The organism is Leptolyngbya sp. CALU 1928, from assembly GCF_056784215.1.
Map to the genome: position 1 here is coordinate 12,901 of NZ_JBXBCE010000005.1, position 15,207 is coordinate 28,107.

Genomic DNA, 15,207 nt, shown 5'->3' on the forward strand with positions numbered 1-15,207 from the left:
GCTTAATTTGAAAGAGGTCTATTGAACTGAGGTGGCTGTTCCGAGGGAGAGAGCCGATCGGGTGTAGTGGGAGAGGGAACACCGAAGGGGGCTGAATCGGAGGGTGTGGCTCCAGGCTTCGGGACAGAAGGGGTGGAACTGGGAGAGGCGGCGGGTGAGGGGGAGGGAGCCGGGCGGGCAGCGGCAGCAGCGGCTTTGATCGCGGCAGTAACGGCGGCGGTGGGGTCGGGCGGGGTGGGGTTAAAGACTTCGATGGTGACAGAGCGGGTGAGTGGTTTGCCGCTGGGAGATGTGACCTGAAGGGCGATCGTCGTGCTGGCAGTGGGACTGAGAGGAAAGTTGACTCGACCAGTCAGCGGCACATTTCCCGGCGAGGGAGCGAGTTCAACGCGGGTGGTAGAGCCGCCCTGAACGCGCCAACTGAGTTGCACCAGCGGCAGCAGTTGACCTTGGCGGACTGGAATCAACACCTTAGCCGGAGCCTCCCGACCGTTGATTTGAAAGCTGAGAATTTGTGGCGTTTGTGGCTGAATTCTGATGATCTCAGTGGTTTTGGGCTTGGCGGTCGTGGCTGATTCTGGTTCGGTTTTGGCAGCGCTGGTGGCTGAGACTGCCTGCAACTCAAACCGATAGTCCCCAACTGCCGTCAGCCCGGTGGGCACATTGCGGCAAATCAAAACCTGATTCAGGCTGCAAAACGGGCGTAGCGCTTCAGGCAATTGACCGGGTGCGGCGAATTCATACCAGCGATCGCCTACCATTCTGCCATCCTGATCACGCCCCACCAGATGCAGCGCTGCTAAGTCTTGCGGCATCGTCACCGCCCAATCAAGCTGGACTCCGTTTTGATCGGCAACTGGAATCGCCTGTTCCGCCGGAGTGGGTTTACCGGGGGCAGCTTCTCGATAAAACAACGATCGGGGCGCGAGAGCCGTAACAGTGGGTGCAGGTTTGGCGGTAATTTCCACTGGACTTGATTTGAGCGAAACCGGAGTTGATCGGTGTCCTTGGGGAACCAGCGTTAGTTCAAACACATATTTTCCAGGAAGAAAAGCATCGGTGCGAATCTGGCTGCATGTCAGCAAGGTTTTCTGCTGGGTGCAAAACGGTTCCAGTGCGGTAGGCAGTTGACCGTTGACAAATTCATATACCAACGGACCGCTAAGAATATTTCCGTCGGGGCTGTAGCCTGTGAGCTTCAAGGTTTTGATTTGTTGGGGTTGCTCAATCTGCCAGCGGACTCGCGCCATGTCACCGTTCGCCTCAGTGTATTGGCTATCCTCTACTGCAAACTCTTTAACTTGAGGAGGAGTGGGCGGACGCAGAAAAAACCACCAGATCAGAAATGCTAGCGTTCCTATCAGGCCCAAGGCAGCGAGAGCCGCTAACAGGAGTTGCCACCAGGGACGGGGCAGCCAGGTTAGCTCACCTAGAATAGTTGCAGGCGTGACGGGCTGCTGATCGGGATCAACAAAATCGAGCCGGAAAGGATACACCTTTCCCCTGCCGAGCCAAGGGCGCACCCACCAGCGCTGCGGCGTGACTTTGAGAGGCAATTGCGCGACGGATTGTGGCGGCAGCGTGATGTCGTAAGTGGGCAGCACGTAAACACAAGGTCCAGGCTGTTTTAGGGGCGTGAGGTTGACTTGAACCTGTCGATCCGTGTTCCCCAGGTTGGTGAATTGAAGGTTAAACTCAGCCGGATGATGGCGCACTTGCTCCTGTGGGGGCAGTAACTGTGCCTGAAATTGATAGACTGGTTCGACTCTCAAGTACACCAGTCCCAAAACACCTAGAGTCGGATCATTTTCGGAGGCGAGGCGAAAGGTGGGCAGGTAGCTACCCGCTAACGGTAATGGTGGCGGTTGCAGCAGCGCTTGAATCATGCCGCGATCGCCAGGATTAATTCCCACGCTATCGTCAGCTTGCATCAACCCCAATCCGCTCTGTTCGCGGGGATAGGTGATCTGGATGCCCCAATCTTCTGGCAAACCAGTACACTCCAGCCTAAATCGATCCACGCGCTCTGATCGGTTTTCGACCAGTAGCTCCACTAGAATTGGAATTCCTGGTTGGACAATTTCGGGGCGATCGGGCGTAGTTACGGGACTCAAGCTGAAGGTGGGATCTTGAGTCGCTTCAGTAATTTCAGGTGCGAGAACTTGCAGCCGACGGCGGGTAGGCGGCAGATAGTGATCGGCGTAGGCCGCTTGCGGACGGGCGATCACCTCATAATCCAACCACTGGGGCACAGCATCCCCCGGCACCTGAACACAGAAAGTGAGTTCGCCGCTTTTGTTGCTGCTCAGGGCTAGCCATTGCTCCGGTTGAACACACCACTGTTGCAAAAACTCAGAGGGCGATTCTAACCGCACCTGCACCACCGCATCCTGGTCGCCCCGGTTGGTTAGGGTGACTCCCAGGTAATGTTTTGTTCCTGGAGTAACGCGATCGCCATCCCAAGCAGCAACCATCAGCGCTAACGGCTGAAATACAATCGTCCCTTCCAACAGCGTAGCCCCGTTGTGAAGATCGTTGGCGTTCATAATCCATCTCCTTCCAACACTGGGCAGCGATCTATCATCCGTCCATCTCCTCCCAGCCGAACCCGATACAGCCCCACTTTGCCGTCGTCACCCCCGCTTGTCACCCAGATGCTATCTCGATCCTGGATCAGGTCTACGGCATTGATCGGCTTACGGCTCCGCGCCAGCACTCGCCCCTCCCGAACACTGGAACGGCGTAACCCCTGACCATCCAATGCCCACAGTTTCACCTCGCCGTCATCTGCCGCACTTGCCACAAAACAGCCATCAAAACTGAGTGCCACTGATCGCAAAGGACTACCGCCATGCGCTAGCCAGGGTGGCTCGATCGAGCCACAGCGTCCTTGATTCTTGAGGCAGGTTTGGGCATCCCACAAGCTGATCCGCCCTTGCGTATCGCCTATCACCAAAAGGTTTGGCTGTTGCTCGGCAGCACTAAGGCTAGAAATATAGTCGGTAGAACTACCGGAAGGATAAGGCACTTCCAGAAACTGAGCGGTTTTGGCAGGGCTGGCATTTTTCTTCGTCTCCAAAATTAGCAATCGATTGTAGCGACCCCCGATCGCCAGATGGCTATCATCGTTGCCCACTAACGCCATCGCCTCGATCGCAAATTTTGTATCGTAGGCGCGTTGGGGTGTCGTTTGCTCTAGGATAGGGCGGGTATCCCATTGCAGCACTAAACCACTGCCATGACCGCTGTAAAGCGTTCGGGCATCGCGGCTAAACACCAGGTCAAATACTCGATCGTCCTTGTCGGCAATCAAGCGCGATCGTCGTCCTGTGAGTAGGTTGGCAAGCTGAATTTCACCGTTCTCAAACCCGATCGCCGCTTGATCGTTGTTTACGGGGCGGTAGCGCACAACTCGAACCGCCTTATCCAGGTTGCCAATCCGATTTTGGGTAGTAAGGCTCTGATTCTGCACCCGCCACCGCCGAATCGTCTGGTCATCCGAGCCGCTCAACACTTCTGTTCCCTGACCACTAAACTGCACCGAGTTGACCGGCCCACGATGCCCCGGATCGGTGAGTAGCGCCAACAGCAGCGCCCCAAATCCTAACGCTAACAGCGCTCCCAGCAGTTGCAGCCATAAGGGAATTACTGGAAACACATGCACTTGTAGCGTTTGCGTTTCCGGTTGAAATGGAATCGTGTCCCCTGTTTCTGCTTTCACCTCAAACCACTGTAAGCGTGCCCACCCCAACCAGGGCAACTGCCGATGAATCTGGAGGGAAGCGGGACTGAATCCAATTGGTAGAGGGTTGGGCAATTCTAGCGTCACACCGGGCGGCAAGGCGAACACAGGTTCGGCGGGCAACGGCTCTTTTTGCCAAAACCAGCGACGATGTTTTGACAACTGCCTGACCCTGACTTGCGCCATAAGTTCCAGGTTGCTTAAGTTGTTGAACTGGAGGGTGAATTGTGCCATTCCTTGAGTTGGATTTTGCCAGCGTCCTAACTGTTCGGGGATGGCGCATTCCAACGGATCACAGTTGAAGAACCTTTCTCCAGCGGGAAGTATATGGAGTTCTCCAACGGCGATCGCTGTGGGAAATCGCCCAGTTGCTTCCAGTTGCAAGGGATACACCTGACTCAACGCCTGAGTCGGAGCCGGAATTTCACACTCAAAAGTCACTTTTTGCAGTTTGCCGGACGGCAGTGACAGCAGTTGTTGCACTCCATCGGGAAACCAGCGATCAGGCAACCCGGTTAGACGCAAAACCGCTTCTGTTGGAATGGCAGTAGGGTTATGCACCTGTCCGACGATCTCCACGCGATCGCCGGGGAGTGCTTGCAGGGTAGGCATCAGAAGCGAGAGGTCAGGTGGTTTGCCCTGAAGTCCGGTTGCCAGCAATCGCAACGATTGTCGATCGTACTGGTTATACAGTTCCCGCGAGGTGACTTCCACGGTCAAGTCGATTGATCCTTGAAACTCTTGGGCGATCGAGGGCAGATCAAATACTTCAACCTGAAATCGAGTGCTGTCCCCAGCGGGAATTTTGGAGGAAACCGAGGGTGTCAGGCGATACCAGGGTTTGCTAGTTCCCCCTGTTGCCCCGGCTGCCAACAATTTCAGTTGAAAGGAGGCAAATTGATCGCTGTCGTTGTAAACCGTTGCGTTGAACACCGCCATAGTCTGTCCCGCACTCAGCGTCACCTGCCGACTGGATAGCTCCGTCACAATCTGCTTTTGGGTAGTGGCTGGGTCAGGCATGGGGAGAAGAAGAGATAAGGGTTATGGAGTAGGGTGAATGCGGTGTTGGAGGCTATCAATCGGTGGAGAGGGGATGGGAATCGCGGGGGGGAGGGGATGCATAGATTGAAGCCAGTGATAGCGTTGGGCAGTAAAGTGAAGCAGGTTGATGCCCCACTCTTGGGCAGAACGGAGGGATTCACGGAGCAGAGTAGGCTGGGCGTTGCGTCCCCAGGATTGGCTTAAGTCGCCCACCATCCAGACTAAGCCACCCCAATTTTTCACATGGATCGGATGCCCTAAACGGTGGGGTAACTGACTGAATTGGAAGGGGAACGATCGCAGAGGATGGTCGTAGCTCAGATCGCCAGAAACCAGATTGTCACCAGTCAAGGGTAGCCCCAGTCGGGGGGCGATCGCGGTCAGGGTTTGTTCCAACTCAAACAGGCGTTGGGCGATTGTCCGCTGGTTTGCATCCACTTCTGTCTGCAATTGCCCAATGGTGTGGGTATCGCCGTCGCGCTCGGCTTCCGTTAATCCCGATCTCAACTCCTGCCCAATATCCAGCAGATTGAGCAGATTCGCCTCGGCAAAATCTATCGCAACGAGTAGCACGTTGCCTTGAGCTAGATAGGTCTGCAACCGCTGCAATCCTGGATTTGTGAGCGTTAGCAGGATATTGTAAGAAACATACAGCAGTTGGCAGTTGAGGGAAGACTCCCGGCTCAAGGTTTTAGCAGCGCAGGTTTGCACGGTTGGAACCGAGCGCAAACTGGGATATAGACCATCTAGCGATCGCAGCAAGTCGGTCAGTCCGCTTAGCGAGGCATTGTCGCCCGGAAGATCACCTGTCACCTGTCCCACCTGGATGGAGAACTGGGGATAGTGTTTAGGGTGGCAGCGTCCGCGAAAATCAAGCTGGTTGGGGCTGGGCGCATAGACATCAGCAGGAGCCTGAATCAGCGTGGTTTCTGGCAATAGTTGAATACGGCAGAGTTCAACATCGTTGGGATTCAGGTAAAGCTTCTCCACGATTCGGAACGTTTCTGACACGGTTGTTGCTATTGGACTACGCCGCAAATCATCGGGATCGACATAGTTAACAACAAGATAGACCAGCAGCATGTGGCCTTCTGTGGCTTCTGAGGTGATGCGAAACTCTTCCGGCAGTTTTACGATGATCGGGTTGCCCTGAGCGTCGATCGCCACACCGGGTTGAACTTGCAGCAACCGACCGTCGGGCTGTTCAGGGATGGGCGCAACTCCCAACCCATAGACAATTCCCGGCTCATACAACGCTTGATACTGAAAATTTTGCCGCTGGCGATGGTACTTGTGTGCCTGCTGCCATCGCTCTGCATTAATTGTCAATCCATCACTAATCTGCAACCGCTCAAATGCTTCTAAGCGCGGGTAGGCACGGAACTCAGACATGAGCAGTCTCCTGGATCGGGGCAATCTCAACAGGGATAGGCGCGATCGCTAGGTCGTAAGTGCAAACGGCGGGTTTTTCCTGCTCAATGATTGCCCGCACCAAGGCTTCATCCAGCAGGTGTCCGGCGTTGGGGCAGAGTCTAACGCTGAAGTGGAAGGGCTTGCCGCCGCCAAGGATGGCTGTAGGGCCGAGATCGGTTTCGCCCAAGACAAATCCGCGTCCGGAAGCCGTGTGGATTTGAATCGGTTGTTCATAGGGCGAGCGCATCGGGTCTTGCATGGGCAAGCCGGTATAAATGTGGAGATAGAACTGTAAGCCATAACGGGTACCGCGCCAGCGATAGATTTCCATTGCTCGCTTGACTAGCGATCGCTGCTGCTCTACGCTCCAGGCCGTTTCGTTTTGCCAGCCCACCCATTGTGCCAGAAACGGCAGGAGTGATTCTGGGGAAGTCATGGGGTCAAGGTATGCCCACAGCGTCTGGAGTGTATTCACTGCTGGCTCAAACGATTGCTCAAAAATCTTCATCAACCGCCCGATGAAGTCCACTTCTCGATACACCGCTGGTAAAAACTCTGGATAGAGACTGCGCGGACGTAAGTAGAGCCGAAACGGTTCACTCGCCAGCAATTCCCCTGTCTCGCCGTGAACCCGTACTTCGCCGTGATAGTCCAGGTTCAACATTTGCTCTGGACTGAGGCTTTCCCGTCCCTCGAAGAAATCGGGATCTGGACGGAAGCGTACCACGGCCTCAATTGGGTGTTCGCGCTGGAGGGCTGATCCCTCTGTGTAGAGGCTATACCATGCGTGAGGGATGTTGCCGCTAACCTGCAAGCGGTAGTTTAAGGACTGGTCGCCATGATTCTCTAAGCGAACGATCAGTTCACTCACCTCACCTGGACAGAGACAAAGGCTGGGTTGGCTGCTGGGTTGGTTGCTGGGTTGGGTGTCTGCCAGTGCGCCCCAAGTTGCCAGAGATGACGCTCCCACGTTGGGCGGATTGGGCACAGACATCGGCAACAACTTGAGGCTAATCGTGCGGCGATCAGCGCGTTGGCTCATAGTTGTACCTCCCCGCCTAAAATCTGAATTCGGTGTGCCGACTGTCGCTGTACATCTGCCCAAGAACAAATCACGCCCGTCTGCCCTGGGTCAACAAACCCTGTTGTCACTATTTGTCGCTGCCACCCCGTTTCTCGTCTTAGTTCAAACAGTTGCACTGTATCCAGGTATTGCACTCCCTTCGTGCTTTGAAACAGCCCGATTAAGTCAGATTGGTACAGCGGCATTCCCATACTCCAACCCGTTCCTTGCCGTCCACCTGTGAGCGGATTCAGCAATTCGTACAGCGATCGACTCAAGGACTGGCGCAACTCGACACGGGCTGCACCGACTTGATAGTCTGGCTCTACGCCCAACACCGCCTGCACTGAGACTCCAACGTAACTCGGTTCTCTCAAATGCACCTGAGTTCCCAACAGACAGCGATCGCCCAAAAACTCCTCCACCTCCTGCCGTAGCGGTGTGGTCAGGGCAAAGGTTTCTGGGGCGATCCCCTGCTCCAAATTTTGTAGGCTAACCCGTGGCACCACATAGACCGTCACCACTCCGGGCGGGTTGCCATTTTGCTGAGTAGGACAAAAGGCACGTCCGACCGTGCGACTTGCCTGCAATGTCAGCGTCTCGTAATCCTCTGCCGTCACCGCTCGATTCCGAGTCCGGAGTAGGCGAGGAACCCGCAGCACCGCTTCTTCCAGGCTCTCTTCATTCGCTCCATCCCGTGCGGGTTCGTGATTGGTCACCTGCTTGACGTAAGGCAACGCGGTTTTAAGAATCCGCAGCGCATGTTTGGGTACATTGCCGCGATCGCCGCCGCCCGTCCGATAGGCCACCATGTGCAGCAGTGCATTGCGGGGGGGCACTGTGCCATATTGCCGTTCTAGAGTTTCCACTCGCTCCAAGTGGGACTGACTCAGCGTGTGCCCTTGCCACTGCACCTGCCGTCGGAGTTGCACTTCTTCCTGCAAGTGTTTTGGCTCTCGAATTAAGGGGCCAAATTGCACTCGTCCGGTGCGCGAGTCTAGGGTGTAGTGGCGATCGCTCGGGCCCGAATTGGCAAAGTTTTCCACTTCCTGCCAGCGTTGCGGTGGTTCATTCGGTGGCGAGACTTGCAGATATTCCCCCTCCTGCCGCGCCAGAATACTTTGCGATTGCAAGAAAAATGATTGTCCTGGTGTGCCGTCACTCTCCCCCACCAGTTCATTCACGACATGGGAACATTCGCTTGCCCTCACCCGCCCACCGATCGCCTGAGCATACAAAGTGGTGAGTTGGGGCGATCGACTAAACCGCTCCGTCTCCGATTGGGTACACCGACAGCGTAACCAACGTCCGTGATAGCCAGCAAATGTCGTTGTCACCCAGGTCAACGGTAGATGCAACGTCACCTCTGCCTCTGTTAACCCTGTCAATCCTCGTCGTTCCACTTCATCAAAACTAAACCCCTTGGTGCCATCGTCCTCTTCCCGCAACAGCACAGATTGCCAGCCCAGTCCGTCCCAAGCTTCCCAATGGCGCGGTGGACGATTGGGATTGATTCCGGTAGAACCTGCGGGTTCGCCTTCGATCGTTAACAGAATCACATTGCCATCCAACGGTTCTGCTGCATCAAACACCAAATAGAAACAGTCATTGGTCTGGGGCATCATCTGAAATACGGTCTGCTGTCGCCCTGTCCAGCGTCCCGCGCTATCTCGCATCCACTGGTTGGTCAGGCGATCTCGCACCTGTTGCGGTTGTATTCCAGCGCCCTCCTCTGTCAGAAAGTAGCGAATCAGGGGTAGCCCAATCTGCAATTCTTGGCTGGTACTAAAGACGATCGCCGTATCCTTTTCTGTTCGCTCTGTGGCAATCTCTGCCCCATCGGGAATGGCGGGGACGGACCGCAACATATCTTGCGGTCGGGTTAAGTAAAAGGTGAGAACGGTGTGAGCCGGAGAGGACGGTTGAAGCCGGATGCCTAGCAGTTCTAGAAAGGTAACATAGTTGCGGCGTGGCACCTGGTTGAACCGGAGCAACATCTGGTCAGTTAGCCACGCAAATAGTTCAATGAGCGTGACACCGGGATCGGATGGGTTGTGGTTAGTCCACTCTGGGCAATAGCGGGGAATTCGCAATAGACATTCATCCACCAAATCTTTGAAGGTGCGATCGTCGAGATCCGATTTGGGTAGCTGCGGTAAAAAGTCAAACTCCACAAAAATCCCTCACCATAAACCACTGAATGGGCAATTGCATCGGCTCTCTACTGAACTACGTCGGCAGGCAATAAGTAAAAGGGATAGACCATACTGCGAGAGTCGTGGCTATCTCTGGGATGATACCGAATCGTAATATCCACTCGCCCCCGCAGGGGATCAGGATCGGTCAAAATCTCATCCAGTTCAATCCGAGGTTCCCACGCATCCAGCGCTTCCTCTACATACAGCCGCAATAGTAGCAACGTATTCGTATTTAAAGGTGCAAACACCAACTCCGACAGTCGAGAACCAAAATCTGGGCGATAAACGCGCTCTCCTAGGCTAGTGCGGAGAATCACATGAATTGATTCTTCTAAATTTTGCCCTTCAGCGCTCAGTTGCAAGTTGCCGGAAACGCCCGTCTTTAATGGAAACCCGATGCCACTACCAATATGCGATGCCATGTTCAACGCTCCAAACTCTGGGAGTCCCTTCAACTGTAGTGAGCCATCTACTTTGACGGTATTTGACGAAAGTTAGGGATTGGGCGATGAAACCCCATTTTTGGGGTTGAGCATCTGACCAAACGCAATCGCCTCCCTTGGGTAGTGTGATCGCGTTTCAGCCCATCTTAAGCCGCGATCGCGCTATTTTCAGCAGAGTACAAAAATTGAGATCGTATTTAGCCTGCTGACTGCTACAAAATCAGCGATCGCCCTCTTTTCGTTTCCCGCCATCGCCTCTGCTGAACCTCAACATTATGAAAGGGCGATCGCACTTCCGCCACACATCGGCTATGAATAAATGCACAACGTAGTTGTTGGTGCTCCTTGCAAAACCCAACGCATCCATTGGTTAAACCTTCTTACCGGTGCCTGCCGAAGCGGTGTCGGTCTTGGTGTTCGGTACGTAACCCAACCGACGGCGGGCGAACGCACTATTGAAAAGCCCGTCGAAATCGCGGATCGTACCGAGGGTCATTCTGGTCCCAGTACATAGGATGACTCCCAAGACTTTGGCTTGGTTGCTGATACTGCGGCGCATACGCGCCTGATGCATTCGACTTATCCCTCTGCTCTAATCCGTGGAATATTCCTATCTGGTGATTCCACGCTCGGTTTGTGCCGGGACTCTGCGTGTGGCCGGTTTGGTTAAAATGCACGCTCGCTCCCATATCATGGCCAAACACGACATTTTCGTGGCCCTGCGTGAACACGGAATCCTGCGTCCGGCTGTTTGGTGAATAGGTACTGAAGTTTCGATTTGGCGATAATAACCAATCCTCTTTCGTTGCCCACACATTCGGGTCGTACGGCGTATGGGCCCCTGCTTCTAAGAGGTTTAGTCCGATTGCCGAATCGTGGTGCGGATTACTATAACCGAATATTGCCCTCCGATTTGGTTTTTTTACACTTAGCTTCTTTATAAATGCGTTGATCTCTCTATCGTCTTGTAGCGTCAAGAGTTGCCCGGATGTTGGATGGATGCCAGACTCCCTCCACATTCGCAAACTGCGCGCCACTTTAATTTTCACATCGTCACTCCAAGCCGTTGGGTCCGCGGTCTCCGTATCGATTGTCGCTCCCCCATATGGGAATTTGAACGCTTGTATAGACGGTGGACTCATCCGAACTTTCACGTCTACCTGACCCGCACCTCGCACGCACCCTTCGTTCCTCCACCCGCCTACTGCGGTCGTTGCCGTATCTTTCCGGTGCTTCCGGGCTACGCGAAGTTCTCTCTGTAGCTCAGCCTCTTCCTTTTGTGCCCCGGTTTCCTCGTTCTTCTTCGGTATCCTAGGTTGAATTTTCGCGGGCCATCGCATTACCACTGGCTTCGCTTCGCTTGCTCCAACCCACGCATTCTTTTCGGTGAGTGCGCCGATGGTGGGTGTCGGCTTGATGGGGAGCGCCCGACCTCCCACCGCATGCGGCCGCCTCTCCTCTCCCATTCGTAATTCTTGCAACACATAACCGGGCTGCCGTGGTGATTCGTGATCCAGTTTCGATCGCTGCACCGCGCCTCCATTTTGCTGCACCACATGGGTCAACTCATGGGCAATCAATTCTTGTCCCCCTCGACTCCCCGGTTCATAGGCTCCCTGCCGAAAGAACACATCCTGTCCAGTGGTAAACGCTTTCGCCTGAAGAGATCGATTCAATTGATCGGACTGCGTATCGGTATGAACTTTGACTCCACTAAAATCTGCCCTAAATGCCTGTTCCATCGGTTGCCGGATGGTATCGGCGAGAGGTTGTCCTCCGCTACGAGCTTGTTGAATCGAGCTTTCTAAGTTTGTACTGGCGGTGACAGCTTCCTCTCCGGCTTGCCGTTGCACCATAGACTTCATTTGCAATTCGTCTTCCTCTGGTATATCCACGCGCTGGATCTGGTCAGCTATGGGTTTCATTTGCAGTTCTTCGTCCTCTGGCATGTCCACGCGCTGGATCTGGTCAGCCATAGGTTTCATCTGTAATTCATCGTCGTCGGGTAAGGTTTCCCGTTGAACCGATGGATCGGACTGCGATCGCCCTGATGATGGATTCGGGGGCGGTGCACTAATCTGCTGCACGACTTGTGCCGCGACGCGATCGGCTTCTTGCTCGTACTGGTCTCCCGGCGCACCGACGGTCAGTTTCATCTGCACTGGAGTACGCTGGGGTTCATGGGAGAACAGATCAACATGGGTAAAATCGTGGTAAACCGTGGGTTGAGGTTGATCTTGGCTTGTCTTCCCCCAACCGGGAGGCTGCACATTCGCAACCATGCGATCGGCTGATTCGTGAGTGGGGCGAGATCGGTAACAACGTTCCATAGCGATCACCAGATAAAATTTGACCAACTCTATAAATAACTTTAGCCGAATTAAATTGTTTTTAGTGAGCGATCGCCCTTAAAGATCCGCTTCTCCGGCGACATCTCCAAGCTGCACTGCTGCACGACGGTCTTCCCCAGCAAACGCGATCGCTGCTCTTGCAGTGCGATCGCTGGTTTTTAAGGGCCAATCCAGACGGTGAGGCAACCCCTAAGGATTTTGTTGGGGGGGCCCACGGCTTCGACGATCGTATTCCCCATAAAGCACGCTGGCAAGCCATTGATCAAAACCGTTGCACTTCCATCGATCACCACTCCGGGGCCGTGTGGCGGCAGGGGCAGTGGCGTGAGGCACTGGTGAATGTCGGCTCCGCCAGCGGCGCTGGTAATGGTTGTGCCCATGGTGGTTGCAGCCGTGGTTTTGGCGGTTTCCTCAGCAACTTTGGCAGCAGGCGCTCCAGGAGTTCCCTGGGCAGCAAGGCTAGCCTTTTCGGCCACCTGAATGGTGATGTCGGAGGCTTGCTTGGCAGCTTGAATGGCTGGAGCCGCCATCAATGGCAACCCTCTCCATGCGGGAAGCCCACCAATGATGACAGTGGGGCTACCGGGGCTACCCGTGAGAATGGGGGGCAATGGGTGAGCCACAGAATCGGTAACACGGGCGGCGGGTTTTCCCATGGGTGTTGCTCCTAGTTGAGTTTGATTAAGCTGCCTTGAACGGTGACGATGCCGCCAGCCTGAAGATTGAGCGTGGTGGCGGCTTTGACCGTCACGCTGCCAGTGGACTCCAGAGAAATACTCTGGGTCATATCGTCTAGTTTGAGGAAGTGTCCGCCCTTGGTGCGAACTTCGATCGCCCGTTCAGTATCGTTGAGATACAACTTATGTCCATACACCGTGACAATAGACACCCCTTTTTTGATGCCATTTGCGTCTTCATCGACAAATTGCAGTGTGTGTCCGGTGCGAGTTTTGAACGTCCGCAATCGCACTTTGCTACTGGCAACCGAATTGCTCACTGTTTCGGGTGGGCTATCCTGTCCGTTCCACAACCCACCCATCACAAACGGGCGGTGAATATCACCATGCTCAAACCCAACCAGTACTTCATCATCGATTTCGGGCAAACAATCAAAGCCCCGGTTCTTGCCAGCCCCGATCGCTACAACCCTAGCCCATTGACTTTCGTGCTCCTCTGTCAGAGTTGGAAATTTCACCCGCACGCGCCCTAAGCCATCTGGATCATTATTGTTGGTCACCTTGCCAATGAGCAACGTTTGCCCCGGTTGCAACCGCGTAGCAGGAGAAAGCAACGACAACAAATCGCCACCGCGCAAACCGCGCACACTGAAGGAGGTTGTATAGGCGCGTTCGCTAAACACGTGGTGAGTTTCGGTGATGTAATACTTGCCTGCATACTTGCCCATTTGAGCACCACTGAGCGTTACTACGCGTCCGGGGCGAATATTAGGATCGCCGATCGCCTGAGCGTCAGCATGGACAAACTCATCACACAGTTCATTAAACAGCGCTTTTGCCATCTTTTGTGCTTCGTTGATGTTATCCACCAGTTGGTCAACCACGATCAGTTTGGGGGCTGGGGGCTGAAACTTGGAACTGGTTTTTTGACCTTCACCGTGGTCGGTTTTAGTCAAAACCCCGTTGGTGCTGTGAGTCCCCACGATCGCCTGTTTCTGTTTGTAATTCCAACCGCGCACTTCCACATTGTTCACCTGTTCGGCGCTAGTGACTCGCACCCGAAAGCTGGTCAGGTCATCCAGCCATTTCATCGACAGGGGTTGGTCTTGCTTGGGGGCGCGAAAATGCAGTTTACCGTCCTGAACAAATAGCTCAAACCCATTGCGGGTAGCCCGTTCGCGCAAAAACTCCATGTTGGTCTGGTTTTCTTGAAACACGTAGTCGTGGGGTGCGCCGCTGTCTTCAATGGTGCCTGCTTGAATCCCGATTTCGCCAATGATCTTTTTGACGAGATCGGTGTCGGTCATGTTTTGGAAGGAACGGTTATACCGACCACGATGTAGACGATGGGAGCGATCGTACCCCCGGATGATGATCGGTGCTTGCGATCCGGCGGTAAAGTGAGTTTCGATCGCCGTGACTTCACCCGAAATCACCCAACCGGTTTTTCCCTGCTGATATTGGCTAGCTTGAGTCGTGCTGTTACTGAAGCCAATCCGAATCTCGGTACCCATCGCAAAATCGTTGCCGTGTTCCCACATCTTTTCGTCTGAGCGACCAGAAAACGCTGAATTCTCTAACACGATGGTGAACATACTGGGCAAGTGTAAACTCTCCTCCACCGAGACTTGCAAAATGTCATTCATCAGATCAGGGGAAGCATTTGCTCCGTTAATCTGTAGTTTCAGTTCGGGAAAATATTTTGGCATTGTGGTGTCCCAATTGGTTACTCAAACAGGGGTCTGCCCTGAGTTTGGCGCTGTGCCTGACTCACATTGGGTGTGCCCTGCGACGGCTGAGGTGTACTGTCATCTGCTTGCTCCAGATTTAAATCCAGAATTGCCCGCACGGGTGTGCCATCGGGTAAAAACAGGGTCAGGCGAAAGTTGCAGGTTTTGATGAAACAGCGCAGGTAGGTGTTAGTGCCCCAGGTGAAGATATAAATAGGCGGACGCTGCTGATTTCCCGCTCCGCCTTTGGCATAGGCAACGGCATCCGTAAACGGTTTCAGCGGTTTCAGCACGTTGCGATCGCCTTCCTTCTTCTCGTAAGTATCCAGGATGATGTTGCTGATTGTAAGCGTGTAAGGGTTGGGATGTTTGAAGCTAGTTTTGTTTTGTCCAGAGCTTGTCCGCGCTCCTTCCGATTGCTCAATGCTGACGCTACGGAAAAATTTCAACTCAGTCGGGTTAAACATAAACTCAATCTTTTGGGCAGTCTCACCCTGGGCTGGCTGCATAACCGCTTTTTCTAACTGCATAATGACTCACCTCTAGATA

11 protein-coding genes are annotated in these 15,207 nt (G+C 54.2%); all 11 read right to left on the reverse strand.

All coding sequences use genetic code 11. The features are described from left to right. Positions 1-2: 2 nt before the first annotated feature. Positions 3-2,546, reverse strand: coding sequence for a COG1470 family protein (locus AC1S5B_RS20535; RefSeq protein ID WP_482037561.1), 2,544 nt, complete (start codon positions 2,544-2,546; stop codon positions 3-5). Continuing rightward, the gene (locus AC1S5B_RS20540; RefSeq protein ID WP_482037562.1) at positions 2,543-4,762 is read right to left on the reverse strand and encodes a hypothetical protein; all 2,220 of its coding nucleotides are present in this window, start codon (positions 4,760-4,762) and stop codon (positions 2,543-2,545) included. Before AC1S5B_RS20540 ends, AC1S5B_RS20535 begins: the two co-directional genes overlap by 4 nt. A 21-nt stretch (positions 4,763-4,783) precedes the next feature. Next, complete coding sequence (locus AC1S5B_RS20545; protein ID WP_482037563.1) at positions 4,784-6,175, reverse strand: hypothetical protein; 1,392 nt, start codon at positions 6,173-6,175, stop codon at positions 4,784-4,786. Further along, a complete protein-coding gene (locus AC1S5B_RS20550) occupies positions 6,168-7,238 on the reverse strand; it encodes a phage tail protein (protein ID WP_482037564.1) in 1,071 nt (356 codons plus the stop codon). The genes AC1S5B_RS20545 and AC1S5B_RS20550 overlap by 8 nt, the downstream gene beginning before the upstream one ends. Beyond that, on the reverse strand, positions 7,235-9,433 hold the full coding sequence (locus tag AC1S5B_RS20555) for a putative baseplate assembly protein (RefSeq protein ID WP_482037565.1): 2,199 nt from the start codon (positions 9,431-9,433) through the stop codon (positions 7,235-7,237). The genes AC1S5B_RS20550 and AC1S5B_RS20555 overlap by 4 nt, the downstream gene beginning before the upstream one ends. A 47-nt stretch (positions 9,434-9,480) precedes the next feature. Then, positions 9,481-9,879: a GPW/gp25 family protein gene (locus AC1S5B_RS20560; RefSeq protein WP_482037566.1), complete on the reverse strand. Its 399-nt coding sequence runs from the start codon at positions 9,877-9,879 to the stop codon at positions 9,481-9,483. Between the two features lie 473 nt (positions 9,880-10,352). Further along, positions 10,353-12,230: an eCIS core domain-containing protein gene (locus AC1S5B_RS20565; RefSeq protein ID WP_482037567.1), complete on the reverse strand. Its 1,878-nt coding sequence runs from the start codon at positions 12,228-12,230 to the stop codon at positions 10,353-10,355. 78 nt (positions 12,231-12,308) lie between these two features. Then, positions 12,309-12,437: a hypothetical protein gene (locus AC1S5B_RS20570; protein ID WP_482037568.1), complete on the reverse strand. Its 129-nt coding sequence runs from the start codon at positions 12,435-12,437 to the stop codon at positions 12,309-12,311. Beyond that, entirely contained in the window at positions 12,410-12,907 is a 498-nt protein-coding gene (locus AC1S5B_RS20575; RefSeq protein ID WP_482037569.1) for a PAAR domain-containing protein, read from the reverse strand. The genes AC1S5B_RS20570 and AC1S5B_RS20575 overlap by 28 nt, the downstream gene beginning before the upstream one ends. A gap of 11 nt (positions 12,908-12,918) precedes the next feature. Continuing rightward, a complete protein-coding gene (locus AC1S5B_RS20580; RefSeq protein ID WP_482037570.1) occupies positions 12,919-14,637 on the reverse strand; it encodes a VgrG-related protein in 1,719 nt (572 codons plus the stop codon). A gap of 17 nt (positions 14,638-14,654) precedes the next feature. Next, a complete protein-coding gene (locus AC1S5B_RS20585; RefSeq protein WP_482037571.1) occupies positions 14,655-15,188 on the reverse strand; it encodes a CIS tube protein in 534 nt (177 codons plus the stop codon). Positions 15,189-15,207: the final 19 nt, after the last annotated feature.

What these genes read in the sequence shown, in the direction of transcription:
- AC1S5B_RS20585 (WP_482037571.1), bottom strand. Translation starts at nt 15,188, where the DNA reads ATGCAGTTAGAAAAAGCGGTTATGCAGCCAGCCCAGGGTGAGACTGCC.
- AC1S5B_RS20575 (WP_482037569.1), bottom strand. Translation starts at nt 12,907, where the DNA reads ATGGGAAAACCCGCCGCCCGTGTTACCGATTCTGTGGCTCACCCATTG.
- AC1S5B_RS20535 (WP_482037561.1), bottom strand. Translation starts at nt 2,546, where the DNA reads ATGAACGCCAACGATCTTCACAACGGGGCTACGCTGTTGGAAGGGACG.
- AC1S5B_RS20565 (WP_482037567.1), bottom strand. Translation starts at nt 12,230, where the DNA reads ATGGAACGTTGTTACCGATCTCGCCCCACTCACGAATCAGCCGATCGC.
- AC1S5B_RS20540 (WP_482037562.1), bottom strand. Translation starts at nt 4,762, where the DNA reads ATGCCTGACCCAGCCACTACCCAAAAGCAGATTGTGACGGAGCTATCC.
- AC1S5B_RS20550 (WP_482037564.1), bottom strand. Translation starts at nt 7,238, where the DNA reads ATGAGCCAACGCGCTGATCGCCGCACGATTAGCCTCAAGTTGTTGCCG.
- AC1S5B_RS20580 (WP_482037570.1), bottom strand. Translation starts at nt 14,637, where the DNA reads ATGCCAAAATATTTTCCCGAACTGAAACTACAGATTAACGGAGCAAAT.
- AC1S5B_RS20545 (WP_482037563.1), bottom strand. Translation starts at nt 6,175, where the DNA reads ATGTCTGAGTTCCGTGCCTACCCGCGCTTAGAAGCATTTGAGCGGTTG.
- AC1S5B_RS20560 (WP_482037566.1), bottom strand. Translation starts at nt 9,879, where the DNA reads ATGGCATCGCATATTGGTAGTGGCATCGGGTTTCCATTAAAGACGGGC.